The sequence below is a fragment of the Yinghuangia sp. YIM S09857 genome (assembly GCF_051388915.1).
Classification (GTDB): Bacteria; Actinomycetota; Actinomycetes; order Streptomycetales; family Streptomycetaceae; genus Yinghuangia.
Window position 1 is genome coordinate 116,067 of record NZ_JBPKBH010000014.1, and the last position, 14,118, is coordinate 130,184.

A 14,118-nucleotide genomic window follows, 5' to 3' on the forward strand; every position below is an offset into this window, starting at 1 on the left:
CACGGCGCGGCGGCCGGCCACCCGATGCGGTGGCCGGCCGCCGCGCCGTGTCCGGCTTCCGCCCGTCCGGCCGCCGCTCCTCCGCCAGAACGAGACCGGCCGCCGCGAATACTCCATGCGCGGGATGCCCCGACCGCCCCGCATCTGCCAGTCTTGGGGGTGTGCTGCGGCGCGGCTCCGACGGACCGCGACTGCCCGGGGGGAGATCCATTGGGATCGCTGCATTTGTACGCCATGGGACCGGCGCCGCCACGAGAACAGTCGTTGCGCGTCCCGGGGCTTGGCGGGAACCATTCCCTGCGCGCGATACGTTGTGGGGGTGGGGAAACCGGGGGACGACCAAAATCTTCACGACTGCCACCTCCGTGGTCCATCGCCGCAACGCGGCCTGACCACGCCTCGCGCCCCGGGCGCACCGCACGCCTAACTCCCCCCTTGGCGTGCCGAGCGCCTGGCCGATACGCCCTTCGCGGGCAGTACCGGGTCCCGGGCGGCGGCCACCCCCCCCTGCCGCCGCCCGGGATGTGCACCACGCGCGTTCGGTGGTGCGTATTGCGTCGTGTTCGGTGTCGGCGGGACGCGGGTGCCCGCCGGGTGCTCAGCCGGTCGGGCCGTCCGCCTTCGGTGCCAGGGGCACCACCTTGACGTTGAACTCGTGTGTGCCGAGCGCGCCCGCGATGCCGAGGAAGAGCAGGGCGAAGTGCTCCTGCCCGCCGGCCGTCGCGATGCCGCCCAGGTCCAGCACGCTGTCGCGCGGCCAGCCGAGGTCCGTCAGGAGCCCTGTCACCTCGGCCTTGGCGGCGGCGTCGTCGCCGGACACGAATACCGTGCCGGGCTCGGTCAGCCGCCCGGGGTCGCTCATGACCGAGGCCGTCACGGTGGCCAGCGTCTTGACGACCGGGACGCCGGGGAACGCGCGCTGGATCTCCTCGCCCAGGGACTCGCGCGGGTGCGACAGCCCCTCGGCGGTGAAGCCGACCGCGATGTCGACGATCGTCTTGCCGGTGAACGCCTGGGCGCCGACTCCCGTGAGCACCGCGACGGACTCCGTGCCGGGCGTCGCGTTGACCACAATGCGGCCGTGCACCACGGCTTCCGCGACGCTCACCACGGGCGCGGGCAGCCCCACCCGGCCCTCCGGCACCCGCGAGCCCAACACGACGTCGTGCCCCGCGGCGACCCACCCCCGGGCGACGGCCTGCGCGACATTTCCGGTTCCCACGATTCCGATGTCCATGATCACCGTCAACGACGGTCCGCGCAGGAACATTTCTCCGAACGCCCGGTTGTCCGATTCACGCGGTGTCGGGGAGGAAATGGAGGGGACGGCCCGCTCTCGGAGGCGGCCTCCCCGGTCCACCCCGGCCGAGCTCTCCCCGGCCAGGGCGGTGGCCGCAAAGGCTTGCCGAACCGGTGAAGGTCTGCGGCCACCGCACCCGGTCACGTCAGCGACAGCAGGAACTCCTCGGTGCGCGCCAGCGATTCGGCGCGGTCGGGGCCGAGCCCGAGGGGTGCGGCCATGAGGTCGGTGCCGCCCGCGTCGGCGTACGCCCGCACCCGCTCCGCGACCGACTTCTCGTCGCCGATCAGCGCCACCCCGGCCGGCGCCCCCGCGTCGCCCAGCGACAGCACCCGCTGGTACGCCGGGATCCCCTGGTACATCGCGAACATCCGCGCCGCCTTCTCGCGCGCCGCGTCGACGTCGTCCACGATCGCCACGGGCAGGCCCACGATCACGCGCGGTGCCGCGCGGCCCGCCGCCTCCGCCGCGGCGTTGATGCGCGGGGCGATGTGCTCGCCGACCGCCCGCTCGTCGGCCCAGTACGTGATGGTGCCGTCGCCGACCTCGCCCGCCAGCTTCAGCATCAGCGGGGCCAGCGCCGCGACCAGCACCGGGTAGGGCTCGCCGCCGGGCACGTCGAGCAGGGCGTCCACGCGGTACAGCTCGCCCTCGTAGGAGATGCGGTCCATGCCGCCCGCCTGCGCCGCTTTCAGGACCTCGACGTACTCGCGCACATGGCGCGCGGGGCGGTCGTAGGACAGGCCGTGCATGCCCTCGATCACCCCGGGGTGCGACGGCCCGATGCCCAGCGCCAGGCGTCCCCCGGTCGCCGCCTGCGTCGACATGGCCTGCTGCGCCATGGCCAGCGGGTGCCGCGGATAGGTCGGCACGACCGCGGTGCCCAGTTCGATCCGCGACGTGACGGTGCCCGCGAGCGCGAGCCCGGTCAGCGCGTCCAGGCTCCACGGCATGTGCGGCAGCCAGGCGGATGCGAAGCCCGCCTCCTCCGCCCGGCGCGCCCGTTCCAGCACGCCCTCGATGCTGGTGCGCCCGCCGCTGACGTCGCCGATGAAAACGCCGATCCGCATGCCCGCCTCCGATGTGCGACCGCTGCCGCGGTGCGAAAACCTGTTCCGTACGTGGTACCAGGGCTGCTTGGATCGCGCCATGGCGAAGCGACTCCTGGACCGGATCCTCGTGGTGGACGTCGAGGCCACTTGCTGGGACGACGGCGTCCCGCCCGGTGAGACGTCCGACATCATCGAGATCGGCGTGACGGAACTGGACGTCGCGACCGGCGAGCGCAACCGCAGGCGCGGCATCCTGGTGCGGCCCGAGCGCTCCTCGGTGAGCGCCTTCTGCACCGAATTGACCACGCTCACCCAGGCCGACGTCGACGGCGGCACCACGTTCGCGCAGGCGTGCGCGATGCTGCGCTCGGAGTACCGCTCGCACGAACGGGTGTGGGCCAGTTGGGGCGAGTACGACCGGCAGCAGTTCGAACGCCAGTGCCGCGACCTGGGCACCGCGTACCCCTTCGGTACCCGCCACCTCAACGTCAAGACGCTGTTCTCGCTCGTGCACGCGCTGCCCCGGGAACTCGGCATGGCCGGGGCCCTGGCCCAGGCCGGACGGCCGCTGGAGGGCACGCACCACCGCGGCGTGGACGACGCGTGGAACATCGCCGGCATGCTGGCCGACCTCCTCGCCGCCGGGCGGAGCACCGCCGCGCGGTGACCGGGTGGGCACGGTTCGGCCTGCTTCAGTGATCGAACCCCTGGGTATCGGGCGGGGGTGAGCACCGTCGCACCCGATCCCGGCCCCCCTGCCCGCCACGACGCCGACCTGCTCTTCCTCGGCCGAGTCGTGACGATGGACCGGGGAAGACCGCACGCCGAGGCGGTCGCGGTGCGCGACGGCCGCATCACCGGCGTCGGCTCCCGCGCGGAGGCCCGGGACTGGGCCGGGCCGGACACCCGCGTGGTCGAGCTGGGCGGCGGCTGCCTGGTGCCGGGCTTCGTGGAGGCGCACGGTCACGTGATCGTCGAGGCCCGGCTGTTCGGCACCGACCTGGTCGACATCCGGCCGATGACCGTGCCGACGCCGGACGAGGTCGTCGACACCATCCGCAAGACGCTGGCCGCGCGGGGGTCCGCGGGGGCGTCGTTCATCGGCTGGGATCCGATCGGGCACGGCCCCGGGCTGCCCGACCCGACGCTCGCGTGGCTGGACGAAGTCGCCCCGGACGCACCACTGGTCATCCTCACCCAGTCGGCGCACCTCGGCTTCTTCAACACGCGGGCCGCCGAACGCGCGGGCGTGGACGACGGCGTACCCGATCCACCCGGGGCGCGCTTCGGGCGGGACGCGGGCGGACGGCTCACCGGCACCGCGTACGAAGCGGGCGCGATCCGCCGCCTGTTCCCGGACCAGCCGCACCCGCGCCTCCAGCTCACCCGCGCGCTCGCGCGCGAGGTCCGGCGCCTCAACCAGGTCGGCGTCACCACCATCAGCGAGATGGCGTGCCTGCCCGAATGGCGCCGCGCGCTGCTCGACCCGGGGCGCGACCTCGACGGCCTGACCGTGCGGATGCGGCTGTACGCGCCGGTCGAGGACGCGCCGCCGCGCAACCTGGTGCCGGGGGCGGGCGACGACATGGTCCGCCAGGTGGGCGTCAAGATCTGGGTGGACGGCTCACCGTGGGTCGGCAACATCGCGGTGTCGTTCCCTTACCTGGACACGGAGTTGACGCGCAGCCTCGGCCTGGGGACGCGGCCGCGCGCCCGGACCAACTACTCGTGGGACGCCCTCGCGGCGCTGGTGGAGGCGTACTTCCCGCTGGGCTGGCAGGTCGCCTGCCACGCCCACGGCGACCTCGCGATCGACATGGTGCTGGACGCGTACGAGAGCGTGCTGTCGCGCTACCCGCGGCGCGACCATCGCCTGCGCCTGGAGCACGTCGGCGCGATGCGCCAGGACCAGTTCGTGCGGGCCGCCCAACTCGGGGTCACGGCAAGCGTGTTCATCGACCACGTCTACTACTGGGGCGAGGTGCTGACGGACGAGTTGTTCGGCGAGAGGTACGGCGCGCGCTGGGCCGCCGCGCGGTCAGCGGTCGACGCCGGCATGCGGATCTCGCTGCACAACGACCCGCCCACGACGCCGGAGAACCCGCTGCACAACATCACGGTGGCCACTACGCGCCGGTCGCGCGAGGGGCGACTGCTGGCGCCGGAGGAGTGCCTGACGGTCGATCAGGCGCTGCGCGCGGAGACGATCGACGCCGCGTACCAGCTCTTCTGCGACGACATCACCGGGTCGATCACCCCGGGGAAGTACGCCGACCTGGTGGTGCTGGGCGCGGATCCGCACGACGTGCCGCCGGAGGAGATCGGCGACATCACGGTGGTGGCGACGTATCTGGCGGGGCGGTTGGTGTACGGGGAGGCGGGCGACTGAGGCGGTCGACCGGCCGACCCCGACCGCCGTGGTCAACAGCCGCCCTGGGCTCAGGATGTTGTCAACAGCCGCCTCGCCCTCAGGACTTGGGCAACAGCCGCCTCACGCTCAGGACTTCGGCAACAGCGCGTCCCCGCAGCCCTCTTGGGCCGCGAGCGCGGCGCCGACGATACCCGCGTCGTTGTGCAGGGCCGCAGGCACGATCTCCGCGCGCACGTGCTTGATGTGCGGCAGGAACTTGTCGGCCTTCTTGCTGACCCCGCCGCCGATGATGAACAGCGCGGGCGAGAACAGCATTTCCAGGTGCAGCAGGTACTTCTGCACGCGGTGCGCCCAGTGCTCCCAGCTCAGGTCGTGCTCCTCGCGGACGTTGCCCGCCGCGTGGTGCTCCGCCTCGTGGCCGTTCAGTTCGAGGTGCCCGAACTCGGTGTTGGGGACCAGCGCCCCGTCGTGGAACAGCGCACTGCCGATGCCGGTGCCGAACGTCAGGACCAGTACCGTCCCGCCGCGGCCCTGCCCGGCTCCGAAGCGCATCTCGGCGATCCCGGCGGCGTCCGCGTCGTTGACGACCGTCACGGGCAGGCGCAGCGCCTCGGCGAACACCTTGCGGGCGTCGAGGTCGACCCAGCCCTTGTCGACGTTGGCCGCGGTGCGCGTCGTCCCGTCCACGACGACGCCGGGGAAGGTGATGCCCACCGGCCCGCGCCACGAGAACCGCGCCACGACGTCCCGTACGACCTCCACCACGGGGTCGGGTGCGGAGGGCTGCGGCGTCAGGATGCGCACGCGCTCGTGCAGCAGGCGTCCGGCCGCGGTGTCCACGGGGGCGCCCTTGATCCCCGTGCCGCCGATGTCGATGCCCAGACAGGTGTCCACGTTGCCCATCTTCACCTGTTGTCCACCTCCTGGCCACGTACGCCACGATTCGCGACCGCTTCGTTGTCGCCCGGGTGGCCATACGGCCCAACCCGCCACCCGGGCGGCGTACCGGCGGCGGAATACAGGGCGCCGGCCTCAGGCGGGCAGGTCCGGCAGGTCCGCGGCGTGCAGCGTGCGCAGGTCCTCCATGCCCGCCTCCGGCATGCGGGCCAGGCGCGACGCGTGGTTCTCGATCATCGTCTCGAAGGTCCGGCGCGCCTCGCGCGCGTTGCCGAAGCCCGACCCGCGCGGCAACCTGCGGAAGTACGTGAGCAGCGAACCGCGCGCGGCGTCGGTCAGCACGTACTCGTGCTCGGCGACCTGCTTGCCGGTGATCTCGACCAGGTCCTCGGCGGCGTAGTCCTGGAAAGTGATGGTGCGTGAGAAACGGGACCCGAAGCCGGGGTTGGAGGACAGGAAGCGCTCCATCTCGTCGGTGTAACCCGCGACGATCACCACGACGTCGTCGCGGTGGTCCTCCATCAGCTTGACGAGCGTGTCGATCGCCTCGCGGCCGAAGTCGCGCGAGGGGTCGGGCGGCGCGAGGCTGTACGCCTCGTCGATGAACAGCACGCCGCCCCGGGCCCGGTCGAAGACCTCCTTGGTACGCGGCGCGGTCGAGCCGATGTGCTCGCCCACCAGGTCGACGCGCGAGACCTCGACGAGGTGTCCGCGGCGCAACACCCCCAGTGCGGCGGCGATTTCGCCGTACAGCCGGGCGACGGTCGTCTTGCCGGTGCCCGGTGAGCCTGTGAAGACCAGGTGGCGTCTGAGGGTCGGCGCCTTCAGGCCCGCCTCCTCGCGCCGCCGTCCGACCGAGATGAGGTCGATCAGGTTGCGCACCTCGCGCTTGACCGACTCCAGACCCACCAACGCGTCGAGTTCGCCGAGCAGTTCCTCGGGGCTGCGGGACGCCGCCGCGCCCGCGTCGTCGTCGCCGCCCGGGCTGCCGCCCTCGCGCGCGCCGGGCAGCGTCAGCCGCTCGGTGAGCGTCGCGACGCCGGCCTGCTTCGACTCCGGCCGCAGCGTCGCGGGGGCCGCGCCGCCGTCCCCGCCCCCGGAGCCGGGGCCGTCGCCCTGCGACGTGCACTCGGCCGCGATCGGCCCGGAGTCGGCGAACTCGAAGCCGCCCTTGGCGTTTCCGCGCGTACGGCAGCGGGTGAACGACGGCTGGCAGCCCTCGCGCACGTGGATCGCGTAGCCGCGCCCGTTGGCAACCTCGCAGTCCTCGAAGTCGCCGCGGCCGCCGCCGGAGATGCGGATGCCCTCGCCGGACGCCCGCTCGACGGTGACCCGGCGCACGGTCGGCCCGGCCGCGCCGGTGACCGTGACGCCGTCGGTGACGTCCTCGATCACGCAGTCGGCGACGATGCCGCCGCAGTCCGCCTCGGTGAACCACACGCCCGTGGTGCCCTTGCGGATGCGGCAGCCGTTCACCGACACGATCGCGCCCTGGCCGACCGAGACCGCGGTCTCCTCGACGTCGTGGATCTCGCAGCCCTGCATGGACAGTCCGGTGCCCACGCCGCCGACCTTGACGGCGTCCAGGACGTCGTGGATGCGGCAGTCGCCCAGAGCCGCGTCGGCGCCGTCCCCGACCCACACCGCGGGGTGCCCGCCGGTCGAGTCGTGGAACTCGCAGTCGATGACGGACGCCCGGGCGCCGTGGTCCGCGATGGACAGGCCGTTGCGCCCGAAGCTGCGCAACGTGCAGTTGGTGAGCGTGACTTCGCTGTGCCCGTGGACGTCGACCCCGCTGCGGCCGGTGTCCCGCAGGCGGCAGCCGACGAGGGTCGCGGTGGCCCCGCGGTCGACGGACACGCCGTTGGCCTCGGCGTCCCGGATCGTGCAGTCCTCCAGCGTGAAAGCCGCGAGGTCGTCGACCTGGACGCCGGTGCCCTTGACCGCGGTGATCTCGGTGCGGGCGGCGCTTCCGCCGCTGGACTGCCCGCCGACGGAGATCCCGGCCCAGCCGACCCGCTCGATGCGGCACTCGGTGACGGTCGGGGCGGCACCGCCCGCGACGCACACGCCCCCGCCGCCGACGTCGTGGATGTGGCACCCGAGCAGTTCGGGCGTCGCCTGGTCCCCCGCGAACACCGCGGGCTCGGTGTCGGAGCCGTCGTGGATCTCGCAGTTGGAGACCGTGCCGCCGGTCCCGGGGCCGCTGAAGCGCATGCCGTGGCCGGAGATGTCGCGCAGACGGCAGTCGACCACCTCGGGCCGCGCACCGTCGCGTACGTCGATGCCCTCGCGTCCGGTGCCGGAGATCTCGCAGTCCTCGAACCGGCCCCGGGCGAGGCCGGTGACGCCGACGCCTATCCCCTGCGGGTTGCCGATGCGGCAGCGGCGCAGCACCGGGTCGGCACCGCCGCGGACCTCCACGGCGACCACGGAGAGGGCGCGTACGGTCAGCTCCTCCAGTATCGGCGAGCACGCGTCCACGACGACCGCGGACGACAGCACCCCGGCCCCGCCGGTGACGGTGACGCCGTGCACCGCGGCGTCGGCGAGCACGGTGAGGGCGACGCCGTCGGCGGCCTCCAGGAACACGGTGCCGGGGCCGTCCGCGCAGGTGACGGTCACCGGGACGCCGATCACGACGTCCTCCTGATAGGTCCCGGAGGCGACGGTCACCGAATCACCCGGTGCCGCGGCCGCAAGCGCCTGGCCGATCGAGGAGTACTCCCCCGAACGGCGCCGCCAGCGGGTGCCCTGCACGACCTGAAGAACCCGACCCGCCATGGCGCGCCTGCCACCAACCCCTCGGTATCCCGTATTTCGCCCGGTGAATCACCGTAGCCAGGCCCGGCGCAGACACAGCGCGGGACATGGTCACCTGCACCGTACAGTCCAACGACGAGGGGTCACGCCGAGGTCACGGGTATCCGCCCACGAACCGCCACATAGTGCTAGACACAATTTTTCCGCCGGTCGCGAGCGGGGGCGCGACACGGCTTCGGCGCGGCTACGGGTCGGTCGTCGTCAGCGCGCCGGGGGCGGTCGTGGGCGCGGGGGTGGACCCGGCGTTCGCGCCCGGATTGTCCGGGACGACGGCCGCGGACTCGTCGCGCAGACGGGCGAACTGGACGTCGGCCTCGGGTCGCACCAGCGCGACCCGGTTCGGGTCGGGGGCGTAGGTGGCGGTCGGCACCGTCTCGAAGGTCACCGCGCCCTGCGGGATGTTCTTGAGGCTGTTGAGCAGGTCGTACAGGTCCCTGAGGGAGCCGAGGCCGGGATCGGTCGTGATGGCCTTCGTGGCCGCGTCGAGGATGCCGTAGAGCCGCGCGGGGCTGGTGAGCAGGCTCTCGTTCTTCACCTTGGCGACCATCGCGGTCAGGAAGAGCTGTTGGCGCTCGATGCGCTGGAGGTCGCTGCCGTCGCCGATGCTCTTGCGGGCCCGGACGAAGCCGAGGGCCTGTTCTCCGTTGAGCGTCACGTCGCCGGCCGGGAGGTCGAGCTTGGCGGCCTTGTCGTCGATCGGCTCGTCGAGGTGGATCGGGACGCCGCCCATGGCGTCGACGAGCTTCTTGAAGCCGGTGAAGTCGACGGTGACCTGGTGGTCGACACGGACACCGGTCAACTGTTCGACCGCCTTGATGGTGCAGGCCGTCCCGCCGACCTCCATCGCGCTGTTGAACATCCCGAAGTACGCGCGCGACATCGTCCCGTCGGCCTTCTGGCAGGAGGGGACGTCGACCATGAGGTCGCGCGGGAAGCTGACGCCGAGGGCGCTCTTCCGGCCCTCGGGCACGTGCAGCAGGATCGTGGTGTCGGACCGCTGCGTGTCGCCGACGTCACTGCCGTACTGCGCGTTGTCGCCCGTGCGGTTGTCCGTGCCGACGAGCAGGATGTTGAGCGCTTCGGTGGCCACCGGCCGGTTCTTGTCGTCGCCGAGCTTGGCGGCGAAGTCCTCGGTCTTGATGTTGCCGTTGAGGCGCTCGTACGCCCACCATGCGATGCCGCCCGCGGCGAGCAGGAGCACCGCCAGCCCGGCGGCTATGCCGACCAGGATGCGCCGACGGCGCCTGCGGCGCCCGTTGCGCCGCCGCGCACCCCGACCCTGCGGCTGCGGGTCGGGACCGTTTCCCGTGCCGTCGGCCGAGGCCGGGGGCTGATGCTCTTCCTGCACAGATGTCGCTTTCTCCTGGCCCCCGGACTGCCGAACCGCCAGATCCCGCGCATCGTGCGCTCCGCGCACCCGGAACCGAACCAACGGAGTGGCGGCCCCCGCGTTCCGGCTTGTACCAGCGTGTCACCTAACAGATAAGCCTGCGATATAGGCACTAATCGTCAGAGAACCCTAAAACACCCGTTTCGCCCCGCGGATGAGGGGCCCGCGTGGGAGGAGGACGGGGCGGGAGAGGGAAGACGCGGGAGAGGGACAGTGCCGGGAGGGACGGCGCAGGAGGGACAGGGCGGGAGCAGGCCGGCGCAGAAGCGGGCCGGCGCGCGGAGCGGGTCGGCGCGGGAGGGGGACGGCGCGGGAGGGGGACGGCGCGGGAGGGGGACGGCGCGGGAGTGACGGGGCCGGAGGGACGAGGCCGGAGAGGGCCCGCGCGGGAGGGGCGGGGCCGGAGAGGGCCCGCGCGGGAGAACGCCCGCGTGGGAGGAGGACGGGGCGGCGCGGACCAAGGTGGGCGGCGGGCGGGGTGGCGGACCTGTCTGGCCGGCCGCTTGACGCCGATGCGCCCCGTCGCTTGACCTCCGCACGCCGGGAGGCGGCTTGTCGTTTGGGGTCAGGTGGGTTGGGGGGTCCGAGTCGGGCGAGGGCGGGTGCCCAGGACTCCTTGGACCACGTCGATCAGCCGGCCCAGTCGTTCGAGTTCGGTGCGGTGGAAGGCGGGGCCTTCGGTGCGGACGACGAAGAGGGTCAGCCAGGAGAGGCCGATGGGGGCCGCGGCGCCGAAGACGTCGGGGCCGTGGAGGTCGTGGTCGAAGGCCAGGGCGAGCGGGCGCAGCGGGGTCACGGTGGGGAGGCGCGGCACGCCCGGGGACTGCCAACTCGCGTGGACGACGGAGCGGGGCTTGCCGCCGCGTGTGGCGACCGCCCAGGCCGCGTGGAAGAGGGCGGGGGACGCGTCGACGAGGGTGGCGACCGCGCGGCCGGGGTCGCGGGCGATCTGGCCGAGGACGTCGAGTTCGGGGGACGCGCCCGGCACCTCGCCCGCCGCCCAGCAGCCGTCGACGCGTACCCCCGCCAGGCCCTCCAAGCTCTCGACCAGCCGGCCGATCGGCCGGTCGCCGGGCCACGCGACGGTGAACTCGTCGACGGCACGGCCGGTTTCCCGCTCCAGGACGGTCATCTGCAACACGTCGGCCCCGGCGGAGCCGAACGTGTGGGTAACCCGGGCGAGCGAGCCGGGCCGGTCGGGCAGCGACACCCGCAGGCGGAACAACATGGCGAGACCGCCTCCTTCAACTGGGCGCGTCCGCGTGGCGCGGACGACGCTTCGGTGTCCCGGAGGCCGGTCCGGACCGGGACGCGGCCGTCCGGTCGGCCGTATCCCCGGCGCCCGGTTCCGGTGCTCCTGGGATGACGAGTATGGGGCTGTTCCGATCATCTGTTCAGTCCATTTCGCACATGTTGCGGCGCGGTGACGCGCGTGTGCGCGACTGGCGTGCGGCGGAACGGCGTTCACTCGCATGAGTTTTTGACAACGGCCCGGAAACCGCTGCGCCATTCGGGTGCAACAGGGCTCCCGCAGGATCCATCGCGATCACTAGGAGGTCGCATGGGAGTTCCCCTGAACGCCGAAACGTCGCGGCGCAGCCTGCTGCGCTCCATCGGGGTCGCCGGCGGAGCCGGTGTCCTGTACTCGACGATGGGGGCGATGGGCCTCGCCCCGGTCCCGACCGCCGAGGCCGCGCCGTACAAGCCGCCGTCGCCGTCCGACTTCACGCTCACCGGGCGCGGGCGCAAGAAGGTCGTCGTGCTCGGGGCCGGGATCGCGGGGCTCGCCGCCGCGTACGAGCTGGGCAAAGCCGGGTACGACTGCCGCATCCTGGAGGCCAAGAACCGCCCCGGCGGCCGCAACTGGACGGCCCGCGGCGGGACGTCCGAGACCGACCTCGACGGCCGCACGCAGCGTGCCCGCTTCACCGAGGGCCAGTACATGAACTGCGGCCCCGGCCGCCTCCCGCAGTCGCACGTGACGTTGGACTACTGCCGCGAACTCGGCGTCGAGTTGGAGGCGTTCGTGAACGCCAACGCCGACGCGTACATCTACCACGACGCCGCCCCGGCGCTCGCCGGGAAACCGATGCGCTGGCGTACCGCCAAGGCGGACGTGTACGGCTACATATCCGAGCTGCTGGCCAAGGCCACCGACCAGGGCGCTCTGGACGCGGCCCTCTCACAGGCGGACAAGGATCGCCTCATCTCGTTCCTCCAGAGCTTCGGCGCCATCAAGGGCAAGGCCGAGGGTTTCAAATACACCGGCTCCGGCCGCCGCGGCTACTCGGTCGAGCCGGGCGCGGCGCACGAGCGCGGCACCGTCCTCGGCCCGGTCCCGTCGTTGTCGGACGTGCTCGCGAGCGGCGTCGGGCAGCGGTTCTCCTTCGAGTTCGGCTACGACCAGGCGATGATGATGTTCCAGCCGGTCGGCGGCATGGACGCGATCCCGAAGGCGCTGGAGCGCGCGGTGGGCCGCCACCGCATCACGTACGAGGCCTGGGCAACCGGGGTCGCGAACGTGCCGGGCGGCGTCGAGGTCTCGTGGCGGGACCGGCACGGCCGCGAGCGTGTGGAGCGGGCCGACTTCTGCGTCGTCGCGACTCCCCCGCACATCGCCGCGCGCCTGCGCCACAACCTGGGCGAGAACGTGGCCGCCGCGCTGCGCACCCCGACCCCGCTGGCGGTCGGCAAGATCGGGCTGGAGTACCGGCGCCGGTGGTGGGAGGCGGACGACCACATGTACGGCGGCGTGGTGCCGACCGACCTGGACCTCGCCACGCTGTGGTTCCCGTCGACCGGCTACCAGGGCCGACGCGGCACGGTCATCGGCTACTACCACTTCGGGGCGCAGGCGGAGTCGTACGGCAAGCTCACGCACGAAGAGCGGGCCAAGCGGGCGGTGGACCAGGGCGTCAAGATCTTCGGCGACCGCTACCGCAAGGAGCTGGACACGTCGTTCAGCGTCGCGTGGCACCGCACGGCCGGATTCGAGGGCGGCTGGGTCGGCTGGCCGAACCAGGACGGCCCCGAGTACAAGCTCCTCAACGAGCCGCAGGGCAACGTCTACTTCTCCGGCGACTGGCTGAGCCACACCATCGCGTGGCAGCACGGCGCGTTCACCTCGGCGCGCAAGGTCGTGACCGAGATCCACCAGCGGGTGATGGCGGCATGAACGAGGGGGGCATTGTGGAGATCGCGGGTGCTCGGCCTGAGGCAGCGGACGGCGCCGACGCGGGAGGCCGAACCGGAATGTCGCGTCGCAGAAAGACCGTCGTCGCGGTCGGGTCGGCGATCGCGCTGTTCGGCGGCGGGGTCGCGGTGGCCGAGGCGCACAACAACCGCATCGGGGGCAAGGAGGTCCGGGTCATGCTGCCCGCGGGGCAGAGCAACCCGGCCATCGCGCAGGGCGTCGGCACCGGGCACGAGGTCGCGATCTACACCAGCAGCGGGCTCGGGCCGGGCGCGCTGAACCCGGGCGCGCCCGCGAACAGCCCGGAGCGGTTCACCGATCCGGCGATGACCGCGGGCGCGGAGGGGGTGAGCGTCACCGAGGCGCAGGCCCTGGTCGTGCTGAAGGCGATTCAGGACAACCTGAAGGCGGCGGGGCTCACGCCCGCGGACGTCATCACGATGAAGTGCTACCTGATGAAGCCGCCGGGCGCGGCGACCGCGGACTATGCGGGCTGGAACCGGGCGTACCGGCAGTTCTTCGCGAACATCGACCTCCAGACGCGCAAGCCGGTGCCGGTGCCGATGGGCACCTCGCCCGCGAAGCCGCCGCTGCTGGCGAACAACGCGCGTCCCGCGCGGGCCACGATGGAGGTGGCGTCGCTCGCGGTGCCGGGGTGGCTGGTCGAGGTGGAGGTGACGGCGGCTTATCCGAAGGGTCGCCGGTAGGAGGAGGGCCGGGGGGTGCCGGGCACGGCCCGAGGAGTTGCCGGGCACGGCTCGGGGTTGCGGGGCATGGCCCGGCGGGTGCCGGGCACGGCCCGAGGAGTTGCCGGGCGCGGCACGGGTGTTGCGGGCATAGCCCGGGGGTTGCGGGCATGGCCCGGCGGGTGCCGGGCACGGCTCGGGTGTTGCGGGCATAGCCCGGGTGTTGCGGGCATAGCCCGGGGGTTGCGGGCATAGCCCGGCGGTTGGCGGGCGCGGCTCGGGTGTTGCGGGCATGGCCCGGCGGTTGGCGGGCGCGACGGGAGGCGGGGCCCGGAAGGGTCCCGCCTCCCGGTGCGTCGGCGCAGCGGTGCGGCGGCGGGGTCGGCCGCGCCTGGCTGGTGGGGGG

General features: G+C 72.9%; 10 protein-coding genes. 4 read left to right on the forward strand and 6 right to left on the reverse strand.

Annotated elements, in window-relative coordinates:
- Positions 1–598: 598 nt before the first annotated feature.
- Complete coding sequence (locus ACRX5S_RS27065; protein ID WP_436775805.1) at positions 599–1,237, reverse strand: NADPH-dependent F420 reductase; 639 nt, start codon at positions 1,235–1,237, stop codon at positions 599–601.
- A 203-nt stretch (positions 1,238–1,440) separates the two neighbouring features.
- Entirely contained in the window at positions 1,441–2,370 is a 930-nt protein-coding gene (locus tag ACRX5S_RS27070) for a TIGR03564 family F420-dependent LLM class oxidoreductase (protein ID WP_436775713.1), read from the reverse strand.
- A 79-nt stretch (positions 2,371–2,449) separates the two neighbouring features.
- Here ACRX5S_RS27070 and ACRX5S_RS27075 point away from each other — a divergent pair, with 79 nt between their 5' ends.
- Positions 2,450–3,019 carry an exonuclease domain-containing protein gene (locus tag ACRX5S_RS27075; RefSeq protein ID WP_436775714.1) on the forward strand — a complete coding sequence of 190 codons (570 nt, stop codon included), beginning with the start codon at positions 2,450–2,452 and terminating at the stop codon, positions 3,017–3,019.
- 57 nt (positions 3,020–3,076) lie between these two features.
- Positions 3,077–4,741 (forward strand): amidohydrolase, encoded by a 1,665-nt coding sequence (locus tag ACRX5S_RS27080; protein WP_436775715.1) that lies wholly within the window; start codon positions 3,077–3,079, stop codon positions 4,739–4,741.
- Between the two features lie 108 nt (positions 4,742–4,849).
- Here ACRX5S_RS27080 and ppgK read toward each other — a convergent pair whose 3' ends face one another.
- From ppgK to ACRX5S_RS27100, 4 genes are all read right to left on the reverse strand, one after another.
- Complete coding sequence (ppgK, locus tag ACRX5S_RS27085) at positions 4,850–5,626, reverse strand: polyphosphate--glucose phosphotransferase (RefSeq protein WP_436775806.1); 777 nt, start codon at positions 5,624–5,626, stop codon at positions 4,850–4,852.
- A 129-nt stretch (positions 5,627–5,755) separates the two neighbouring features.
- Positions 5,756–8,404: a right-handed parallel beta-helix repeat-containing protein gene (locus ACRX5S_RS27090; protein ID WP_436775716.1), complete on the reverse strand. Its 2,649-nt coding sequence runs from the start codon at positions 8,402–8,404 to the stop codon at positions 5,756–5,758.
- Between the two features lie 223 nt (positions 8,405–8,627).
- Positions 8,628–9,791 (reverse strand): LCP family protein, encoded by a 1,164-nt coding sequence (locus ACRX5S_RS27095; protein WP_436775717.1) that lies wholly within the window; start codon positions 9,789–9,791, stop codon positions 8,628–8,630.
- 607 nt (positions 9,792–10,398) lie between these two features.
- Positions 10,399–11,061 (reverse strand): ACT domain-containing protein, encoded by a 663-nt coding sequence (locus tag ACRX5S_RS27100; RefSeq protein ID WP_436775718.1) that lies wholly within the window; start codon positions 11,059–11,061, stop codon positions 10,399–10,401.
- Positions 11,062–11,394: 333 nt separating this feature from the next.
- On the opposite strand from ACRX5S_RS27100, the gene ACRX5S_RS27105 reads away from it, so the two are divergent.
- Together ACRX5S_RS27105 and ACRX5S_RS27110 are read left to right on the forward strand one after the other, a co-directional pair.
- Positions 11,395–13,008, forward strand: coding sequence for a flavin monoamine oxidase family protein (locus ACRX5S_RS27105; RefSeq protein WP_436775719.1), 1,614 nt, complete (start codon positions 11,395–11,397; stop codon positions 13,006–13,008).
- A 77-nt stretch (positions 13,009–13,085) separates the two neighbouring features.
- On the forward strand, positions 13,086–13,733 hold the full coding sequence (locus tag ACRX5S_RS27110; RefSeq protein WP_436775720.1) for a Rid family hydrolase: 648 nt from the start codon (positions 13,086–13,088) through the stop codon (positions 13,731–13,733).
- The last annotated feature ends 385 nt before the right edge of the window (positions 13,734–14,118 follow it).

Bases quoted from the DNA above. Each gene is read 5' to 3' on its own strand.
- ACRX5S_RS27065 (WP_436775805.1), bottom strand. From the start codon at position 1,237: ATGGACATCGGAATCGTGGGAACCGGAAATGTCGCGCAGGCCGTCGCC.
- ACRX5S_RS27070 (WP_436775713.1), bottom strand. From the start codon at position 2,370: ATGCGGATCGGCGTTTTCATCGGCGACGTCAGCGGCGGGCGCACCAGC.
- ACRX5S_RS27075 (WP_436775714.1), top strand. From the start codon at position 2,450: ATGGCGAAGCGACTCCTGGACCGGATCCTCGTGGTGGACGTCGAGGCC.
- ppgK (WP_436775806.1), bottom strand. From the start codon at position 5,626: ATGGGCAACGTGGACACCTGTCTGGGCATCGACATCGGCGGCACGGGG.
- ACRX5S_RS27090 (WP_436775716.1), bottom strand. From the start codon at position 8,404: ATGGCGGGTCGGGTTCTTCAGGTCGTGCAGGGCACCCGCTGGCGGCGC.
- ACRX5S_RS27100 (WP_436775718.1), bottom strand. From the start codon at position 11,061: ATGTTGTTCCGCCTGCGGGTGTCGCTGCCCGACCGGCCCGGCTCGCTC.
- ACRX5S_RS27105 (WP_436775719.1), top strand. From the start codon at position 11,395: ATGGGAGTTCCCCTGAACGCCGAAACGTCGCGGCGCAGCCTGCTGCGC.
- ACRX5S_RS27110 (WP_436775720.1), top strand. From the start codon at position 13,086: ATGTCGCGTCGCAGAAAGACCGTCGTCGCGGTCGGGTCGGCGATCGCG.